The organism is Halovivax cerinus (assembly GCF_024498195.1).
Taxonomy (GTDB): domain Archaea; phylum Halobacteriota; class Halobacteria; order Halobacteriales; family Natrialbaceae; genus Halovivax; species Halovivax cerinus.
Genome location: NZ_CP101824.1, coordinates 2,470,398 through 2,486,124 on the forward strand (window position 1 = coordinate 2,470,398; position 15,727 = coordinate 2,486,124).

The following is a 15,727-nucleotide window of genomic DNA, read 5'->3' on the forward strand; positions in this document are numbered from 1 at the left end:
CCGGCGAAGAAATACCTTTTGGAGCCATATATATTCATTTGTCTGAAATGGGTGTGTCGTGTTATTCGACTTCACTTAAACCTTCGAGGAATGGAGGGCAACTTTTATATCCGAATGCACTACCGAAGAATGCATGGATACTCCGGGCTGCGTACCCCCCGATACGATCCGGACGACTGACAGCTGGCGATCCGTCCTGGACGACATGGAGTCGACAGCTGCGGCGTACCGCGATCGTGGATGGTCGACACTCGAACTCCACCCTGGAGACTGCGTACTCGTCGACTCCGAGCGGCGTACCGGGCTCGACGTGCTCCTCTCCGGTTCCGAGTACGAAGCGCTCGAATCGCTCACCGCGGCGCACACGTTCACCGACGTCGAAGTGTTTGCCGCCCCGACGGGAGAGATGCAGTACCTTCTGATCGTCGAAACCGATCCTGTAGCCGAGTCTGCAGCGTTCGTTCCCGCGTATTTCGAACTGGCCGGCGCTAGAGCGGTCATAGAAACAGCCTCCGAAGCGGGCACGTTCCGCGTCTTTTGTCGTCGATTGAACGACGACTTCGTCGTGTTCGACCACGATGCGGTCGACCTCTTCGTCCCGGATCGATTTCTGGACTAGGCGGATTCCCGTGGCGGGGTACCGCTGATCTCGACCCCGCTCTCGAAACTGCCACCACACGACTGCGGTCTCGAGCGACACCGACGTCGGTTCGAACACTTTACCCTGCGCCAGTGTTCCGATCTGGTTCGCACTGTTCTGACAGGCCGAACCCACCACTGAACCTGGCCGTTCGAACGGGGTGACGGACGGCGGATCCTTCGAATCGAAATCGATACGTTACCCCGATTCGGATAGTACGCCGTGAGTCAGTATCGAACCGCCACGCTGTTTCTCGTACTCGCGTTCGCCTGGGGATCGGCCTTCGTCGCCATCGACGCCGGACTAGCCTACCTCCCACCGGTTCTTTTCGCGGCCGTTCGCTACGACGTCGCTGGGATTATCATGCTCACGTACGCGGCGACCGTCGTCGCGGATCCGGTTCCGCGCAGTCGTGCGGAGTGGCTGACCGTGGCCGCCGGTGCCATCCTCATGATCGCGGTCTACCACGCGTTCCTCTTCGTGGGCCAGGTGAACACGACGGCGGCTGCCGCGGCCGTCCTCGTGAGTCTCTCACCGGTACTCACGACCGGATTCGCTCGCGCGCTCGTCCCGCAAGATGCTCTCTCGCCAGTCGGCGTGGTCGGTGTCGGCGTCGGCCTGGTGGGCGTGTTGGTCATCTCCCGGCCTGATCCCTCGAACGTGCTCGCACCCGGCACGGTCGCCAACCTGCTCGTATTCGGTGCTGCGGCGGCGTTCGCCCTCGGGAGCGTCCTTACGCGTCGGATCGAGGCGGACATGCCAATCGAAACGATGGAGGCCTGGTCGATGCTCGGCGGCGCGGCGATCATGCACCTCATGAGCGCCGGTATCGGCGAACGATTCGTCGTCGAGGACTGGTTGCAGGTGGAGGCCCTCGGGGCGCTCGCGTACCTCTCGATCGTCTCGAGCGCGATCGGTTTTCTGATCTACTTCGACCTGCTGGAACGACTCGGCGCCGTCGAGATCAACATGGTCTCGTACGTGGCTCCCATCGTCGCAGCGATCGTCGGCTGGCTCTACCTCGGGCAAGCGGTGGACGCCCCGACGATGGTCGGCTTCGGATTCATCTTCGTCGGGTTCCTCCTCGTAAAACGCGACGCGATTCGGCGGGAAATCGCCTCGTTATCGCGGTGAGCGGACTGCGCCTCTGGCCCCGCTGACGTGGCAGGATGCGACGAAGATGGAGCGCACACTTTCGCGGACAGGTGAAAATGGGTTTTGGTCGGGCACTCCGAGCGAATTTGGGAACCGATCGGCGCGTTATTGGAAGCCGATGCGACTGCCGCGGCGGCCGCCGGTCGGGGCGGTCGTGGTGCCGCCACGGAACTGGTCTTCGATGCCCTCGTAGTACTCCAGGATGTCCTCCGTGATCGTCGGACGGACGTTCTCGAGCGCCTGGCGGAAGTGACGCATCTCGACGACCTCGGCGCCGTCGTCCTCGCGGAGGGCCTCGATGGCTGCCTCGCGGCCGATCGATTCGAGGTCGGAGCCGACGTAGCCGTCCGTGATCTCGGCGATCTCGCGCAGACTGACGTCCGCGGCCAGCGGCGTGTCCTCGGTGTGGATCTCGAGGATGCGCTCGCGTCCGTCGGTGTCCGGTTCGCCGATCATGACGAGGCGGTCGAAGCGGCCGGATCGGAGCAGCGCGGGATCGATCATGTCGGGGCGGTTGGTCGCGCCGACGACCATCACGTCGCCCATGTCTTCCAGCCCGTCGAGTTCGGTTAGCAGCTGGTTGACGACGCGCTCGGAGACGTTCGAACCGACCTCGCCGCCCCGGCCCGGCGCCAGTGCGTCGAGCTCGTCGAAGAAGATCACGGTCGGCGACACCTGTCGTGCCTTGCGGAAGGTCTGGCGGATCGCCTTCTCCGACTCGCCGACCCACTTCGAGAGCAGTTGCGGACCGCGCACGGAGATGAAGTTTGCGTTAGTCTCGTTGGCGACGGCTTTCGCCATGAGCGTCTTGCCGGTCCCCGGCGGGCCGTACAGCAGGACGCCAGCCGGCGGGTCGATACCCAGGCGGCCGAACTTCTCGGGGCTGTTGAGGGGCCACTCGACCGACTCCTTCACCTTTTCTTTGGCCTCGTGGAGGCCCCCGACGTCGTCCCAGGAGACTTTCGGGAGCTCGACCAGCACTTCGCGCATCGCCGAGGGTTCGACCTCGTTCAACGCACCGGCGAAGTCGTCACGCTTGACGATCATCCGGTCGATGAGGCTCGGCGGGATGTCCTCTTCGTCCAGGTCGATCTCCGGCAGGTAGCGACGCAGTGCCTTCATCGCGGCTTCCTTGGTGAGGCTCTCGATGTCGGCGCCGACGAAGCCGTGCGTGTCGTCGGCCAATCGCGAGAGGTTGACGTCGTCGGAAAGCGGCATGCCGCGCGTGTGGATCTGGAGGATCTCCTCGCGGCCGGTCTCGTCGGGGACGCCGATCTCGATCTCGCGGTCGAACCGCCCCGGCCGTCTGAGGGCGGGGTCGACGCTGTCGACCCGGTTGGTCGCCGCGATGACGATGACCTGGCCGCGGGATTCGAGGCCGTCCATCATCGTCAGTAGCTGGGCGACGACGCGGCGTTCGACCTCGCCAGTGACGTCCTCGCGCTTGGGCGCGATGGAGTCGAGTTCGTCGATGAAGATGATCGCTGGCGACTCCTCACTCGCGTCCTCGAAGATCTCCCTGAGTTGCTGTTCGGATTCACCGTAGTACTTCGAGATGATCTCCGGGCCAGCGATCGAGAAGAACGAGGCCGACGTCTCGTTGGCGACGGCCTTCGCGAGTAGCGTCTTCCCGGTCCCTGGCGGTCCGTGTAAGAGCACACCCTGAGGCGGCTCGATGCCAAGCTTCTTGAAGATCTGTGGGTGCTTCATCGGGAGTTCCACCATCTCGCGGACCCGCTGAATCTCGTTTTGCAGGCCGCCGATGTCTTCGTACGTGATGCCGCCCCCGGTCTTCTCGAAGCCGGAGATGGGCTCTTCGCGGAGTTCGACGTCCGTGTCCTCTGTGATGAGGACGACGCCGTCGGGCTCGGTCTCGACCGAGATCAGTGGGATCGCCTGTCCGGGCGAGCGCATGAACGGGTGGTTCGTCGAGCTCATCACGGGGACGATGTCGCGCTCGACGACTGGCCGCTTCAAGATCTGTCGTTTGACCATCCCTGCGGCGTCGGAACCGAACTGTACCGACGCCTCTTCCGGGGGCGCGAGGACGAGCGAGTCCGCCTTCGTCGCCTCCGCCTTTCGGATCGTCACGCGCTCGCCGATGCCGACCTCGGCGTTCTGGCGCGTGAAACCGTCGATGCGGACGGTATCCGTGTTCCAGTCCTGTCGGTCGGCCCGCCAGACCTTGGCCGCGGTCGTGTTGGCCCCCTCGATCTCGATGATGTCTCCGGGACTCAGCTTCAGATGCAACAGCGTATCTGGATCGAGACGGGCGATTCCTCGACCCGAGTCGTTCGGATACGCTTTTGCGACCTCCAGTTGCACTTCGTTCATGGGTAGTGGTGGGCGACGTTGCCGATACTCCGGTTGCTCGCCGGATAGCTCTTTTGCTCACGATGCCACGGGTTGGCGTTCACACGTGGTACCTGGACTCGAACGCCCTTAGGGTTACTGCCATCACGCGTCGATCGGGATCGATCGGATCGTGGGGGGGAACGGGCGATCGATTGGCTGGTGATCGGGCGTGGTCGTGCGACGCGGGGGTAGCTGTCGGCGAGTTCGAACGAGGGAGCTGTCGGAAAACTGTCGTCCCGCCTCCGCACGCCACTATCGGACGAACGAGTCGATGCGATGGGGCTATCGAACCATCCACCAGGGTCCTTTATATGGTGTCGTGTTATTCTGTCACGTGAATCCTATGGCGCTATACAAAATATTGGCCTGGACGGTCACCCTGGTGGGTGTGCGAACGACACGGTAAACTGGATGTATCCTGCCGTCAGGGCCGTTTCCCGATAGTTCGGAACGAACCTCTGTTTCCAGACGGGTCGGACTCCTCGGAGTAATCGGCCCATTTCCATCGGATGGTATCCGGCTCTCTTCGAGCCGAATCGATAATCGGGCGAGAAATCGAGCCAGGTCCGTGAACGCGGACGGGCACCGGTTGGCGTCGCGTGCAGGCGACGGCGGCAGGACGTTCCCATGGGGCAGCGAGATGGATCCGTCCCTGGAGCCGGGTCGGTCTATCGCCCATCGAGGCGAGTGGCCGTCGTCGGTCGTTCGGCTACTCGCGTTCGTATTCGGGCGCAAGGAGACATTCGCGGACGTACCGTTCGAATTCGGTCCGCGCGTCGTCCAGTACTTCGTCGTCGCTCGTCACCCGCTGGGTCATCGTGCCGACGAAGGTGAGTTGAAAGAGCGCTGCCGTCTCCTGTGGATCGACGTCACGAAAGATACCCTGTTCGATGCCCGAACGAATCGTGTGGGCGACGTGTTTTCGGACGAACTGATCGCTTCGGGTGAAGTAGGATCGAAATTCGTCGTCGTGGGCTGCTTGGGTCCGGAGTTCGAGGATCGCGCGCACGAAGTCGTCCGGTGCGTGGCTGTCGCCGAACACGAACGTCTGGTCGACGATGTCCTGGATGTGGTCGTCTGCGCCACTGTCCCTGTACACCGGTAACTGCTCTTCGAGCTGGTTCAACATAAACTCGAGAAAGTCGAGTAGCAGGTCGTCTTTGCTGTCGTAGTGGTGGTACAGTAACGACTTGCTCTTGGAGAACTCGTCACCGATCCGCTGGATCGTCAGGTCCGAGTAGCCGTGCTTCCCGAGTGCGACGTACGTCGCCCGCATGATCGCCTCTCGGGTGTCGTCCGGATCGTCGAGAAACGACGACGTCTGGTTCATCGCACCACACGGCCGTTCGCGTGCCCGGGTCCTGACATCCCACAGTCCATGCTAGTGCCCGTACTCACGCCGGCTATAAAAATTGATTGAATAGTCAGTCACCGGGTCGAACCGGGTTGGAGGCGGGTGGGTCCGGTCGGACCGACGCGATCGACTACGGACGGTCTCCGAGACCGGATTATCCGAGGAGCGTGGCGCTGGGCGCCACATTCCGATTCGCTGCGGATCGGGTGAAGTGAGAAGGTTCTTAAGTCCTGATTGAATATTCAGTTACAAGATGATCGACGACGCGCGGCCGGTGATCGACGCGGCGACGAACGGGGGGCGGGGTCTTCCATGAGCTGGGTGGACCGTCTGACAGGGGCGATCATGGGCCACAGCAAGGCCGTGATCGGAATTATGCTGATTCTCACCGTCGTCATGGGCGCTGGGGCTGGGATGGTCGACCAGACGTCATCGCTCGACGCGTTCCAGAGCGATACGGAGCAATCGCAGGCGCTTACCTACGCCCAGAACAACTTCGGCGGTGCGGAGCAGAACGGCACGACGGCCCAGGTGATCGTCAGGGGCGACGACGTACTCACGAAGGAGTCGCTCGTCTCACAACTCGAACTCCAGCAGTCGTTCAGAGACGACGAGACGATCAATCGCACTCTCGCTGACGAGCAACCCTCGATCGGAGTGGCGAATCTCGTCGCGATCACAGCGATTTCCGGTGACCAACAGCGCGAGTTGCAGGAGGAGGCCGCCTCGGTCCAGCAGCGTCGGGACGAATTGAACGCGACCGCTGGGGCGCTCAGCACGTCGCTCGATTCCATTCGAGACGGCCAGTCGTCGTCGGCGCGAGACGCGTTCGAGACGGCGAACCAGAATTCGCCCGTCGAACTGAACGAATCGCACTACGAGACGTTCGAGCGGGCCGTCGGGATGCTGCAGAACGCACAGAACCAGACGCAGGTCGAGACGGCGTACCAGGTTGGTACGCAGGGCGTCCTCGAGACCGAGTACGACCAACTGAGCGAACGCAGCCAGCGGTTGCGGGACCGGCAGGAAGCCATGCAGAACGGCTCCACGCCGTCACTTGCCGACCAGATCGACGCGATCGAGTCGATGAACGGGTCGACGTACGAGCGCACTCTCGACACCGTTCTGAGTGAGGACGAAACGAGTCAGTTGAACGGGCTCGCGTTCATGCCGGTCGAGTACGACGTCGGCTCGACGAGCGCGAACGCGACGATGCTGCTCGTCACCCACCAGATGGAGGGTGGTGGGGGTGGTGCCCAGACGGGCTCGATGCCGCAGTCGATCGTCGACGCCCAGCTCGAGATGCGGTCGATAGCGAACGCGGACGACGCCCCCGGAACCGAGGTCATGATCTTCGGTGGCGGTGTCATGACCGAGGAGATCAACAACTCGATGGGTGACAGCCTGTCGATCGTCGGCCCACTGGCGCTGTTGTTCGTCGTCCTCGCCCTAATCGTCGCCTACCGAGACGTCCTCGATATACTCCTCGGGGTGTTCGGTATCGTCGCCGTCCTCGTCTGGACGTTCGGGTTCATGGGCTGGGCGGGGATCAGTTTCAACCAGATCTTCATCGCCGTTCCCGTCTTGCTGATCGGGCTCTCGATCGACTACGCGATCCACATCTTCATGCGTCACCGCGAACAGCGACACGACGGTGGCGAGTACGGCGAGGAGGACACTCGCGGATCGATGCGGATCGCCCTGGTCGGCGTCGGCATCGCCCTCGTCTGGGTGACGGCGACGACCGTCATCGGGTTCCTCTCGAACCTCACCAGCCCCGTTCCGCCGATCCAGGACTTCGGGGTAGTGAGCGCGGCCGGTATCACCGCCGCGTTGCTCATCTTCGGTTCGTTGATCCCGGCGATCAAGGTCGAACTCGACGAGTTCTTCGAGAACCGCGGGTTCGATCGCAAGAAACGAGCCTTCGGGACCGGAGGCGGCCGATTCAGTCAGGTACTCGGCGTCGGTTCGGCGGCGGCACGACGCGCACCGATCGCCGTCATCCTGATCGCGCTGCTCGTGAGTGCCGGCGGTGCCTACGGCGCCACGCAGGTCGACACGACCTTCGACCAGGAGGACTTCATCGCCGAGGACCCACCCGAGTGGACGAAAAACTTGCCGGAACCGTTCAAACCGGCCGAGTACACGATGAAGGAGAACCTGGACTTCGTCAACGAGAATTTCGTCCGCGAGGACGCACAGGCGCAGATCGTGGTTCAAGGTGACGGCGTCACGGATCCACAGACGTTACAACGGATTCACGAGGCCGAGCGCGAGGCCGCGAACAACAGCGTCGTTGCGACGCTCGGGAGCGGTGACGCCGATCTCGAGAGTCCGGTTCGAACGATGCAGGCGGTCGCCGCGGAGAACGAATCGTTCAACGCGACGCTCACCGCGGCAGACACCAACGGCGACATGGTCCCAGACCAGAACGTCGAGGGTGTCTACGATGCCCTGTTCGCGACTGCGCCCACCGAAGCGTCCAACGTGATCGACCGGACCGACGATGGCGAGTACCAGGGCGTCCGGATGGTTATCTCGACGCAGGGGACGGCGGCGATGAGCGACGTCACGGACGAGATGCAACAGATCGCCGACGATATCGACGGGACGGCTGGCGTCACCGCGATCGCGACCGGTCAGTCGATCCTCTTCGACATCATCTCGGACCAGTTGATGGACACGGTCATCGAGAGCCTGCTGATCACGCTCGTGGCCGTCTTCGCGTTCCTCATGCTCACCTACCGGATCACGGAAGGCAGCGCGACCCTCGGTGCGGTCACGCTGATGCCCGTCGTCTTCAGCGTCTCGTGGATTCTGGGGACGATGTACCTCACCGGAATCCCGTTCAACGTCATGACGGGGATGATCACGAGCCTCACGGTCGGTCTCGGCGTGGCCTACAGCATCCACGTCAGTGAACGCTACAACTTGGAACTCGAACGGACGGGCTCGGTCTGGGAGGCGATGTCCCGGACGATCACCGGGACAGGCGGCGCACTGCTCGGGAGCGCTGCAACGACCGTCGGCGGGTTCGGCGTCCTCGCGTTCGCCATCCTCCCGCCGCTCCAGCAGTTCGGCATCATCACCGGGATGACGATCATCTACGCGTTCCTCGCGAGCGTGCTCGTCCTGCCGAGCCTGCTCGTGCTCTGGACGAAGTACCTTGGTCCCGACGACGTCTCGTTCGACGCGGCGGGCACGAACGTTGCGGCCAGCGACGGCGGACAGGCCGGTTCGGCGGACGTGTCCACCGATGGGCTTCCGTCCGACGAAGACGACTGAGCGGCTCGGCATCGACGTCACAGCCGGCTCCAACCGGATCCGCTTCGATCTCTCTCTCTCTCTCTCTCTCTCGAGTACCCGTGTTGCGGAGTCGACTACTCCTCGTCACGGTCGCGACTCGCGTCGCGGTGTGCGGCGAGTGCTTCCTCGATCGTCAACTCGCCAGCGGCGACCTTGCGTGCGAACCGATCGTCTATCGCCCGGTCAGTCTCCCCCGACTCACGGGAGCGATCCTTGATCGCCTGCAGTTCGCCGGCCGTCGGTTCGATCTCGCGTTCCGTGACCGGCTCTCCCGCCATCCGGGCGATGTTCACGGCCGCGATGACGTCGCCCATTCCGCGCGCACCGGTCCCGAGGTACGGTGTCGTCCCGGTCTCGTCGACGAGTTCGACCCGAACGTCGTCGGAAAGGTCGTTCACCAGCGTACTCCCCTGCAAGCGAGCGCCGTCGCCTATTCTGACGATGGGATCGGTGGCGTCCGCCAGTTCCGCGTCGATCGTCTCGACGGCGTCCGCGAGCGGCACCTGAAAGGCGGCGACGACTGCGTCGCCGGCGAGGACGACGATCCCCGGTTTTCGGCCGGGATCGACGCCGACGATCGTCCGGCCCGTCGATCCGCGGACGATCGCGAGGGCTCGGTCGACGACACGGCGTGGTTCGGTCGGATCGCCGGTAACGACCCGGAGGTCCTCGGTGCCACGCGGAGCGGACCGCTCGTCGCTGATCACGACCGTCGCTTCGTCTGGGAGGTCGTCGCCGGGCTCGACGGTCGTGAACGTCACGTCCCGCTCTCGAAGGTCCGTGACGACCCCGTGGTACAGTTCGAAGTCCTCCGTGGCGACGACGATCACGTCGTCGTGTTCGGAACGGACCGGAATAAGTGTGCCTTCGGCCGCGGGAACCGGTCGGCTCGCACTTCAGGTGCAGGTACCGGTCGGCTCGCACGGACAACCGCGTCCCGTCGATGGCTGCAGACGTTGACGGTGCCGAAATCCCCTTGAGTCGACCGGGCTAACCCGCGGTATCGCGATGGTCACCGTCAGCGCTGGCGCCCGATTACACGTCGGGTTTCAGAACCTCTCGCTCGCGCACGAGCGCCTCTACGGTGGAATTGGTGTCGGCCTCGCCGAACCTCGGGTCCGGGTGTGCGCTGAGCGGGCCGACGACGTCACCGTCTCGGACGAGCGACCGACAGAGTCGGACGATACGGCGATCGAATCGACCGAATCGACTCGTCGCTACGCGGAACGAGCGGTCGACGTACTCGACGTCCCCGGCGTCGACGTCCGCGTCGAGACGTCGCTGCCACGCCACGTCGGGCTCGGAAGCGGCACGCAGCTCGCGCTGTCGATCTACGCCGCGACCGCGCTGGCCTACGACCTGGAGCCGGCAGTCAGGAGCCACGCCCCATCGGTGGGTCGCGGTGGTCGGAGCGCCGTCGGCGTAGCGACGTTCGAGGCCGGTGGATTCGTCGTCGACGCGGGTCACCCAACCTCCAGGTTCACCACGGCGCCGCCCGCGGTCGGTGAGTGGACGGTCCCGCCGGTCGTCGCGCGTCACGAACTGCCCTCGGACTGGCGGTTCGTCGTGGTTGTACCCGACGCCGAACCGGGGAGAAGCGGCGAGACGGAAGATTCGAGCATCAGGTCCGTCGTCGAGGACGCTTCGCCCGGCGCCGCCGACGAGATCGCCGGGGTACTCACCAGGCGACTCCTCCCCGCAGCTGCCGCCGGCCGGCTCGACGCGTTCGGCGACGCCGTCGAACGGATCGGACGTCTCAACGGCACCTGGTACGCCGACACGCAGGGTGGCGTCTTCCGTCCGCCGGCCGGTCGCCTCGTCGATCGCCTCGAGTCCGCGTCGGTCCTGACCGGTATCGGGCAGTCCTCGTGGGGGCCCGCCGTCTACGGGGTGACTGACGCTGCGCACGCGAACGAAGCCGTCGATGCGGCCCGTGACACCCTCGCCGGGCTCGATCTGGACGGTTCCGTGTACGTCTCTCCGCCGGCCGCGAACGGGTACGTCGTCGAGGACCGACGCGACTGATCGGTTCGTCCGCCGGACCGGGTCGCCGCGATTGGCCGTCCGACTCTGGCGGCCGACCGTCGACGATCGGGTGGGATCGGACACGGGCGACCGGCGGGTCGTGCCACAACAGCTAACCCGATCGTGTTCGATCACCGGCTATGGAGCGGATCCCCTTCGGCATCTCACGCCTCGACGCGATGATCGGGGGTGGCGCCCCGGCGGGCAGCGTGGTATTGCTCGCCGGCGAGTCGGGTGCCGGCGCCCGGGAGTTCTGTTACACCAGCGCGGCGATGAACGGACTCGCCACGGCGGACGAGGCGGGGTTCGAACTCTACTACGGCGACCTCGCGGCCGGCGCGTCGCTACCGGACGCCGTCCACTACGTCACGTTCACCGACGAGCCAGCGTCCGTCGTCGACGAGATGCGCTTTTCCCTGGAGGACGACCTCGTCGACGCCGCCGCGACGGACATCACGGTTGCGGACCTCTCCCAGGAGTACTTCCAGCTCTCGCCAGTCCCGACCGAGTGGTACGCCGAACGGACGCCGGACATCACCGCCCTCGGTTCGTCGAACGACCGTCGTGACGTCCTTGCAGCCGTCGCCGAGTACCTGACGGCCAACGCGCCTGGAAACCTGGTCGTGATCGACTCGGTGACGGATCTGCTGGCGGCGGCCACGGGTCGGTTCGACCCGGCCGATCTCACGTTTCTCCTCAAAGGGCTGGCGCGCGCCACGTACCGGTGGGGCGGACTGATATTACTCCTGGTCAACGTCGAACCGCTCGATCGGCGAACGCTCGGCCGTCTCAAGGAGGCGGCCGACGGCACCCTGCTGTTCGAGTGGGAGACGGGTGGCTCCGAACGGGCTCGGACGCTCGTCGTCGAGGAGTTCAGGGGCGTCCTCTCGCGGCTCGAAGACGAGAACATCGTTCAATTCGAAACGGAGATCGACGACGCCGGATTCGACGTCAGTAACGTACGAAAGATCCGGTAGCGTCTGGTCTCCTGTCGCCCGGACGACTGGTGCTGCAGGGGGAGCGTGGGGACGTCTCGCGTTCGAATCGAACACTGAGTTCGAACCAACGTTCAAGAGTCGTCAGGCCCTCCACCCGATATATATGGCCAGCGACGGGCGCGACGACGATACGCTCACCATCTCCGTGCCGCCCGACGTCGACGACTGGCTCGACGAAGAGGCGATACGGACGGGGACGTCGCGAGCCGACGTCTGTCGGCGACTCCTGGAAGCGGCCCGCGAGATCGCCGCTGAGGACGGCGCGAGGGCGGTCGCAGACGCCGAGGAACTGGATTCACTTCGAGCGCAACTCGACGCACAGCGCGAGGAGTTCATCGACCACGTCGAAGACGTCCGCGAGCGCGTCATCGAGGTCAAACGCGAGGTCGACGAACGAGCACCGGCAGCGCACGCCCACGACGACTACGCACCGCTCGAGCGGGTCGACGCCCTCTCGAACGAGATCGATTCGCTCGAGGCGAACGTCACCGCGCTCGTTTCAGCGCACGACGATCTCTCGGACCGCGTCGACGACCGATACGAGGCACACGAATCGATCCTCGCCGACGTGTCGGGAGACGTCGACAGGCTCTCCGATCGGTCGACGGTACTCGCGGGCGCAGTGCTCGAGTTGCGCGACGACCGGGAGACGCTCCTCGAACGGGAACGTGACCGTGCGGCCGTGGACGAACTGAGAGCGACGGCGAACCGACTCGACGTGAGGCGGGCGGCCTGCGACGAGTGCGGTTCGAGCGTCGATCTCGCACTGCTCGCGCGGCCCCGCTGTCCACACTGCGGCGCCTCGTTCGCGGACGTCGAGGGGTCGTCTTCGTTCTTCGGTTCCGATACGCTTGTCACCGGCGACCCACCACCGCTCCCGGGCCGTACCGGAACGGACGGACCGGATCGAGAGCAACTCGAAGCCGCGGCGAACGACGACTCGGCGATCGGTGGTGACGACCGATGACCGAGGACGAGTCGGAGTCCAGCGAAGCGGCAGTCGACCGGGATCAGTCCGACGCCGAGGCGCCTCGATCGAGCAGATCGGAGGGTGCCGACGGGGTTTCGACCGGTGCCACCGCCGGTGACGAGCGATCTCCCGGCGCCGCGACCGGTGAGCGTGGCGGTCCCGGCGACGACGCGTCGGTCGACGACCGCTCGCCCGAGCAGTCGGGCGCGGTGGCGTCCAACGGCGGGGGCCCGGGGTTCGAATTCGACGATGGGACCATCGCGACGGGTGTCACCGAGTCAGTTGACGACGATCGGGCATTCGAGGAACTCTTCGAAGCGGTGCCAGTGAACGAACTGGATAGCGACCGGCTCTGGGAACGGCTCGCGGACGACGAGGCCGGGCCAGCGGTTGACCTCGCCGACCGGGAGATCCGAGAGATCGACAAACACCGCTACTGTCACCAGTGCGAACACTTCACCGACCCGCCCACCCTCGGGTGCGAGCACGACGGCACGTCGATCCTCGAACTCGTCGATGTCGAGACGTTCAGGGTCGCGAACTGTCCGGTGGTCGTCGAAGAAGAGGCACTCGAAGAGGGGTAGCCGACCGGAACACGGCCGCTCGTCTGGCGGCGTGTCACTGGCGAGCGGGGCGTCCCGTCCGTGACGGTCGGTTGCGTGTGAGCGGATGCCGGCGACGGGGGACTTTTCACTCGGCGTCCCGTTTTTCGGTGCATGCAGTTTTGCGACGACTGCGGGTCGATGATGAAGCCCGACGGGGACCGACTGGTCTGTTCGACCTGCGGTTCGGCCGTCGAGCGTGATCGAGACCGGGAAGCCGCGTTCGTCACCACGGAGTCCCAGACGGACGACGACGTGATCGAGACGGACGCGAACGCCGACTTCGAGGGGAAACCGAAGGCGACCGACGTCCGCTGTGACGAGTGCGGAACCGAGGAGGCGTGGTACTACATCCAGCAGACCGCGAGTGCGGACGAGCCGCCAACGCGATTCTTCAAGTGTACCGAGTGCGGCCACAAGTGGCGCGGCTACAACTGATCGCGACCGCCACGCCACCAGGCCGGCGACGTTCGAGTGGTGCGCGGATCGAGCACCGCTGACGTCGCCGGAGTCGATTTCACCGTCTTTCGAGAAACTACCGCAGCGGTCGCTACGTCTCTAGGGTCCCGATTGATGAGAAGTCGGTGTGGTGATTTGGACCGTCCGGTGGTTCGATTCGTCGCGGACTGTCGCTGTGGTGCGGCCAATCGCGGACCTGTCGGACGATTACAACGCATGACCGAAGAAGATGCAACTGCGGACGAACCGAACGCGGCCGATCGATTCGCGAAGCTCGAACGAACGGTCGAGGCACTCGCGGATCGCGTGGGGGAACTGGAGACGAACGAGCGATGCGACGAAGGCGACGGCGAATCGGCCGGATCGATGACGCGTCGATCCGCGATGGGTACGCTCGGCCTCGCCGGCCTGCTGGGACTGGGTGCGACGACGGCGAGTGCGGACGCTCAAGGGCAGGTCGGGACGGAGAGCGACCCGCTTCGGGCAGTTCACACCGAGGCCATCATGTCACGATCGACCCTCGATATCGCCGTCGAAGCGAACAGTGGGCACGCCGGAAACATCGTTTCTGGACACTCGAGTAACGGCGTGGAGGGATCCGTTCGCGGAGTCACCATCGCTGGAGGATGATTCGACGATGGGACGGACGCGTTCCCGAACCGGGTGTCGGGCGAGTTCGGTACCATCGGCGGCGGGTTCGACAACGCCGCAGCCACGTACGGATCGACGGTCGCCGGCGGTGAAGCGAACGTCGCGGACGGATCGACTGCCACCATCTCGGGCGGCGTCCAGAACGAGGCGAGTGGGGCGACTGCGACAGTCGGCGGTGGAAACGAAAACGTGGCGAGCGGGGCGGATTCGACGGTCGCCGGTGGAACGCAGAACCAAGCGACCTATCAGTACACCACCGTCTGCGGTGGTCGCTTCGGTGTGGCGAGTTCGCGCGATGCGACGGTCGGCGGCGGTGCGAAGAACGAGGCCACCGCAACGGGCGCCACCGTATCGGGCGGTGACTCAAACGGTGCCAGTATGGACCTCGCCACCGTAGCGGGCGGCGATCAGAACGAGGCGAGCGGCGAGGCTGCGGCCGTGGGAGGCGGTGCGTCCAACGTAGCAAGTGGAGAGAGGGCGACAGTCGGCGGGGGGATCGACAACAAGGCGACCGATAGCGACTCGACCGTCGCGGGCGGCAATTCCAACGAGGCGACCGCTGTCACCTCGACGGTCGCTGGCGGATTATCCAATATCGCGGAATCGACTGATGCAACCGTGAGTGGGGGGTTTAGCTGAATTGAGGCGCTAAGCCCCCTTCCTCAGCGAGCGCCGACCGAACGGGAGGCGCGAGCAGGGAGGGGATACAGTGCCGCACGGTTCTCGAACACAATTCGGTGGCAATCCAATAGACCCACGCAATCGCAATGTTTTTGCAATAGAGTAACATAATATTTATTGAACCCAATGGAATACGACCTCGACTCGGGAGCGCACTCGACGTTTTCCCTGCACTACCACCTGATACTCACCACGAAGTATCGGCGCGGAGTGCTAACCGAGGAGCGAACCCAATTCATTCACGAGGTCATCAGCGGGTTCACGGACAACTACGGTGTCGAACTGACGAACCTCGACGGCGAGGACGACCATGTATACATCTTGTTCCGAGCGAAACCAACCACAGACCTCGTGAAGTTCATCAACACGGCCAAGGGCGCGACCGCCCGCCGTATCCGCAACGAGTACGCGGACGAACTCAAGACCGAACTGTGGGGCGACTCGTTCTGGAACGACTCGTACTGCCTCATCTCGACGGGGCAGGTGTCGCTTGATGTGCTGAAACAGTACGTCGAGGACCAACGCGAGTAG

At 64.4% G+C, this 15,727-nt stretch carries 14 protein-coding genes; 11 read left to right on the forward strand and 3 right to left on the reverse strand.

The window, feature by feature from the left end:
* Window positions 1-133 precede the first annotated feature (133 nt).
* Entirely contained in the window at window positions 134-619 is a 486-nt protein-coding gene (locus NO366_RS11570; RefSeq protein ID WP_256530944.1) for a DUF7529 family protein, read from the forward strand.
* Between the two features lie 243 nt (window positions 620-862).
* Entirely contained in the window at window positions 863-1,774 is a 912-nt protein-coding gene (locus NO366_RS11575; RefSeq protein ID WP_256530945.1) for a DMT family transporter, read from the forward strand.
* Between the two features lie 126 nt (window positions 1,775-1,900).
* Here the strand turns inward: NO366_RS11575 and NO366_RS11580 are convergent, their stop codons facing one another.
* Together NO366_RS11580 and NO366_RS11585 are read right to left on the reverse strand one after the other, a co-directional pair.
* Window positions 1,901-4,129 (reverse strand): CDC48 family AAA ATPase, encoded by a 2,229-nt coding sequence (locus NO366_RS11580; protein WP_256530946.1) that lies wholly within the window; start codon window positions 4,127-4,129, stop codon window positions 1,901-1,903.
* A 730-nt stretch (window positions 4,130-4,859) separates the two neighbouring features.
* The gene (locus NO366_RS11585; RefSeq protein ID WP_256530947.1) at window positions 4,860-5,480 is read right to left on the reverse strand and encodes a TetR/AcrR family transcriptional regulator; all 621 of its coding nucleotides are present in this window, start codon (window positions 5,478-5,480) and stop codon (window positions 4,860-4,862) included.
* Between the two features lie 336 nt (window positions 5,481-5,816).
* Here NO366_RS11585 and NO366_RS11590 point away from each other — a divergent pair, with 336 nt between their 5' ends.
* Entirely contained in the window at window positions 5,817-8,789 is a 2,973-nt protein-coding gene (locus NO366_RS11590) for an efflux RND transporter permease subunit (RefSeq protein ID WP_256530948.1), read from the forward strand.
* 95 nt (window positions 8,790-8,884) lie between these two features.
* Here NO366_RS11590 and NO366_RS11595 read toward each other — a convergent pair whose 3' ends face one another.
* Window positions 8,885-9,640 (reverse strand): hypothetical protein, encoded by a 756-nt coding sequence (locus NO366_RS11595; protein ID WP_256530949.1) that lies wholly within the window; start codon window positions 9,638-9,640, stop codon window positions 8,885-8,887.
* Window positions 9,641-9,818: 178 nt separating this feature from the next.
* On the opposite strand from NO366_RS11595, the gene NO366_RS11600 reads away from it, so the two are divergent.
* The 8 genes from NO366_RS11600 to tnpA all read left to right on the forward strand — a co-directional run bounded on the left by NO366_RS11600 (window position 9,819) and on the right by tnpA (window position 15,727).
* Window positions 9,819-10,835, forward strand: coding sequence for a beta-ribofuranosylaminobenzene 5'-phosphate synthase family protein (locus NO366_RS11600; RefSeq protein WP_256530950.1), 1,017 nt, complete (start codon window positions 9,819-9,821; stop codon window positions 10,833-10,835).
* A 140-nt stretch (window positions 10,836-10,975) separates the two neighbouring features.
* Window positions 10,976-11,812 (forward strand): RAD55 family ATPase, encoded by an 837-nt coding sequence (locus NO366_RS11605; protein WP_256530951.1) that lies wholly within the window; start codon window positions 10,976-10,978, stop codon window positions 11,810-11,812.
* Window positions 11,813-11,936: 124 nt separating this feature from the next.
* A complete protein-coding gene (locus NO366_RS11610; protein WP_256530952.1) occupies window positions 11,937-12,800 on the forward strand; it encodes a ribbon-helix-helix protein, CopG family in 864 nt (287 codons plus the stop codon).
* The gene (locus NO366_RS11615) at window positions 12,797-13,387 is read left to right on the forward strand and encodes a DUF8135 domain-containing protein (RefSeq protein WP_256530953.1); all 591 of its coding nucleotides are present in this window, start codon (window positions 12,797-12,799) and stop codon (window positions 13,385-13,387) included. The genes NO366_RS11610 and NO366_RS11615 overlap by 4 nt, the downstream gene beginning before the upstream one ends.
* A 132-nt stretch (window positions 13,388-13,519) precedes the next feature.
* The gene (locus NO366_RS11620) at window positions 13,520-13,843 is read left to right on the forward strand and encodes a transcription factor S (RefSeq protein WP_256530954.1); all 324 of its coding nucleotides are present in this window, start codon (window positions 13,520-13,522) and stop codon (window positions 13,841-13,843) included.
* 237 nt (window positions 13,844-14,080) lie between these two features.
* Window positions 14,081-14,494: a hypothetical protein gene (locus NO366_RS11625; RefSeq protein WP_256530955.1), complete on the forward strand. Its 414-nt coding sequence runs from the start codon at window positions 14,081-14,083 to the stop codon at window positions 14,492-14,494.
* A 33-nt stretch (window positions 14,495-14,527) separates the two neighbouring features.
* Window positions 14,528-15,154 carry a hypothetical protein gene (locus NO366_RS11630; protein ID WP_256530956.1) on the forward strand — a complete coding sequence of 209 codons (627 nt, stop codon included), beginning with the start codon at window positions 14,528-14,530 and terminating at the stop codon, window positions 15,152-15,154.
* Window positions 15,155-15,322: 168 nt separating this feature from the next.
* The gene (gene tnpA, locus NO366_RS11635; RefSeq protein ID WP_256530957.1) at window positions 15,323-15,727 is read left to right on the forward strand and encodes an IS200/IS605-like element ISHmu6 family transposase; all 405 of its coding nucleotides are present in this window, start codon (window positions 15,323-15,325) and stop codon (window positions 15,725-15,727) included.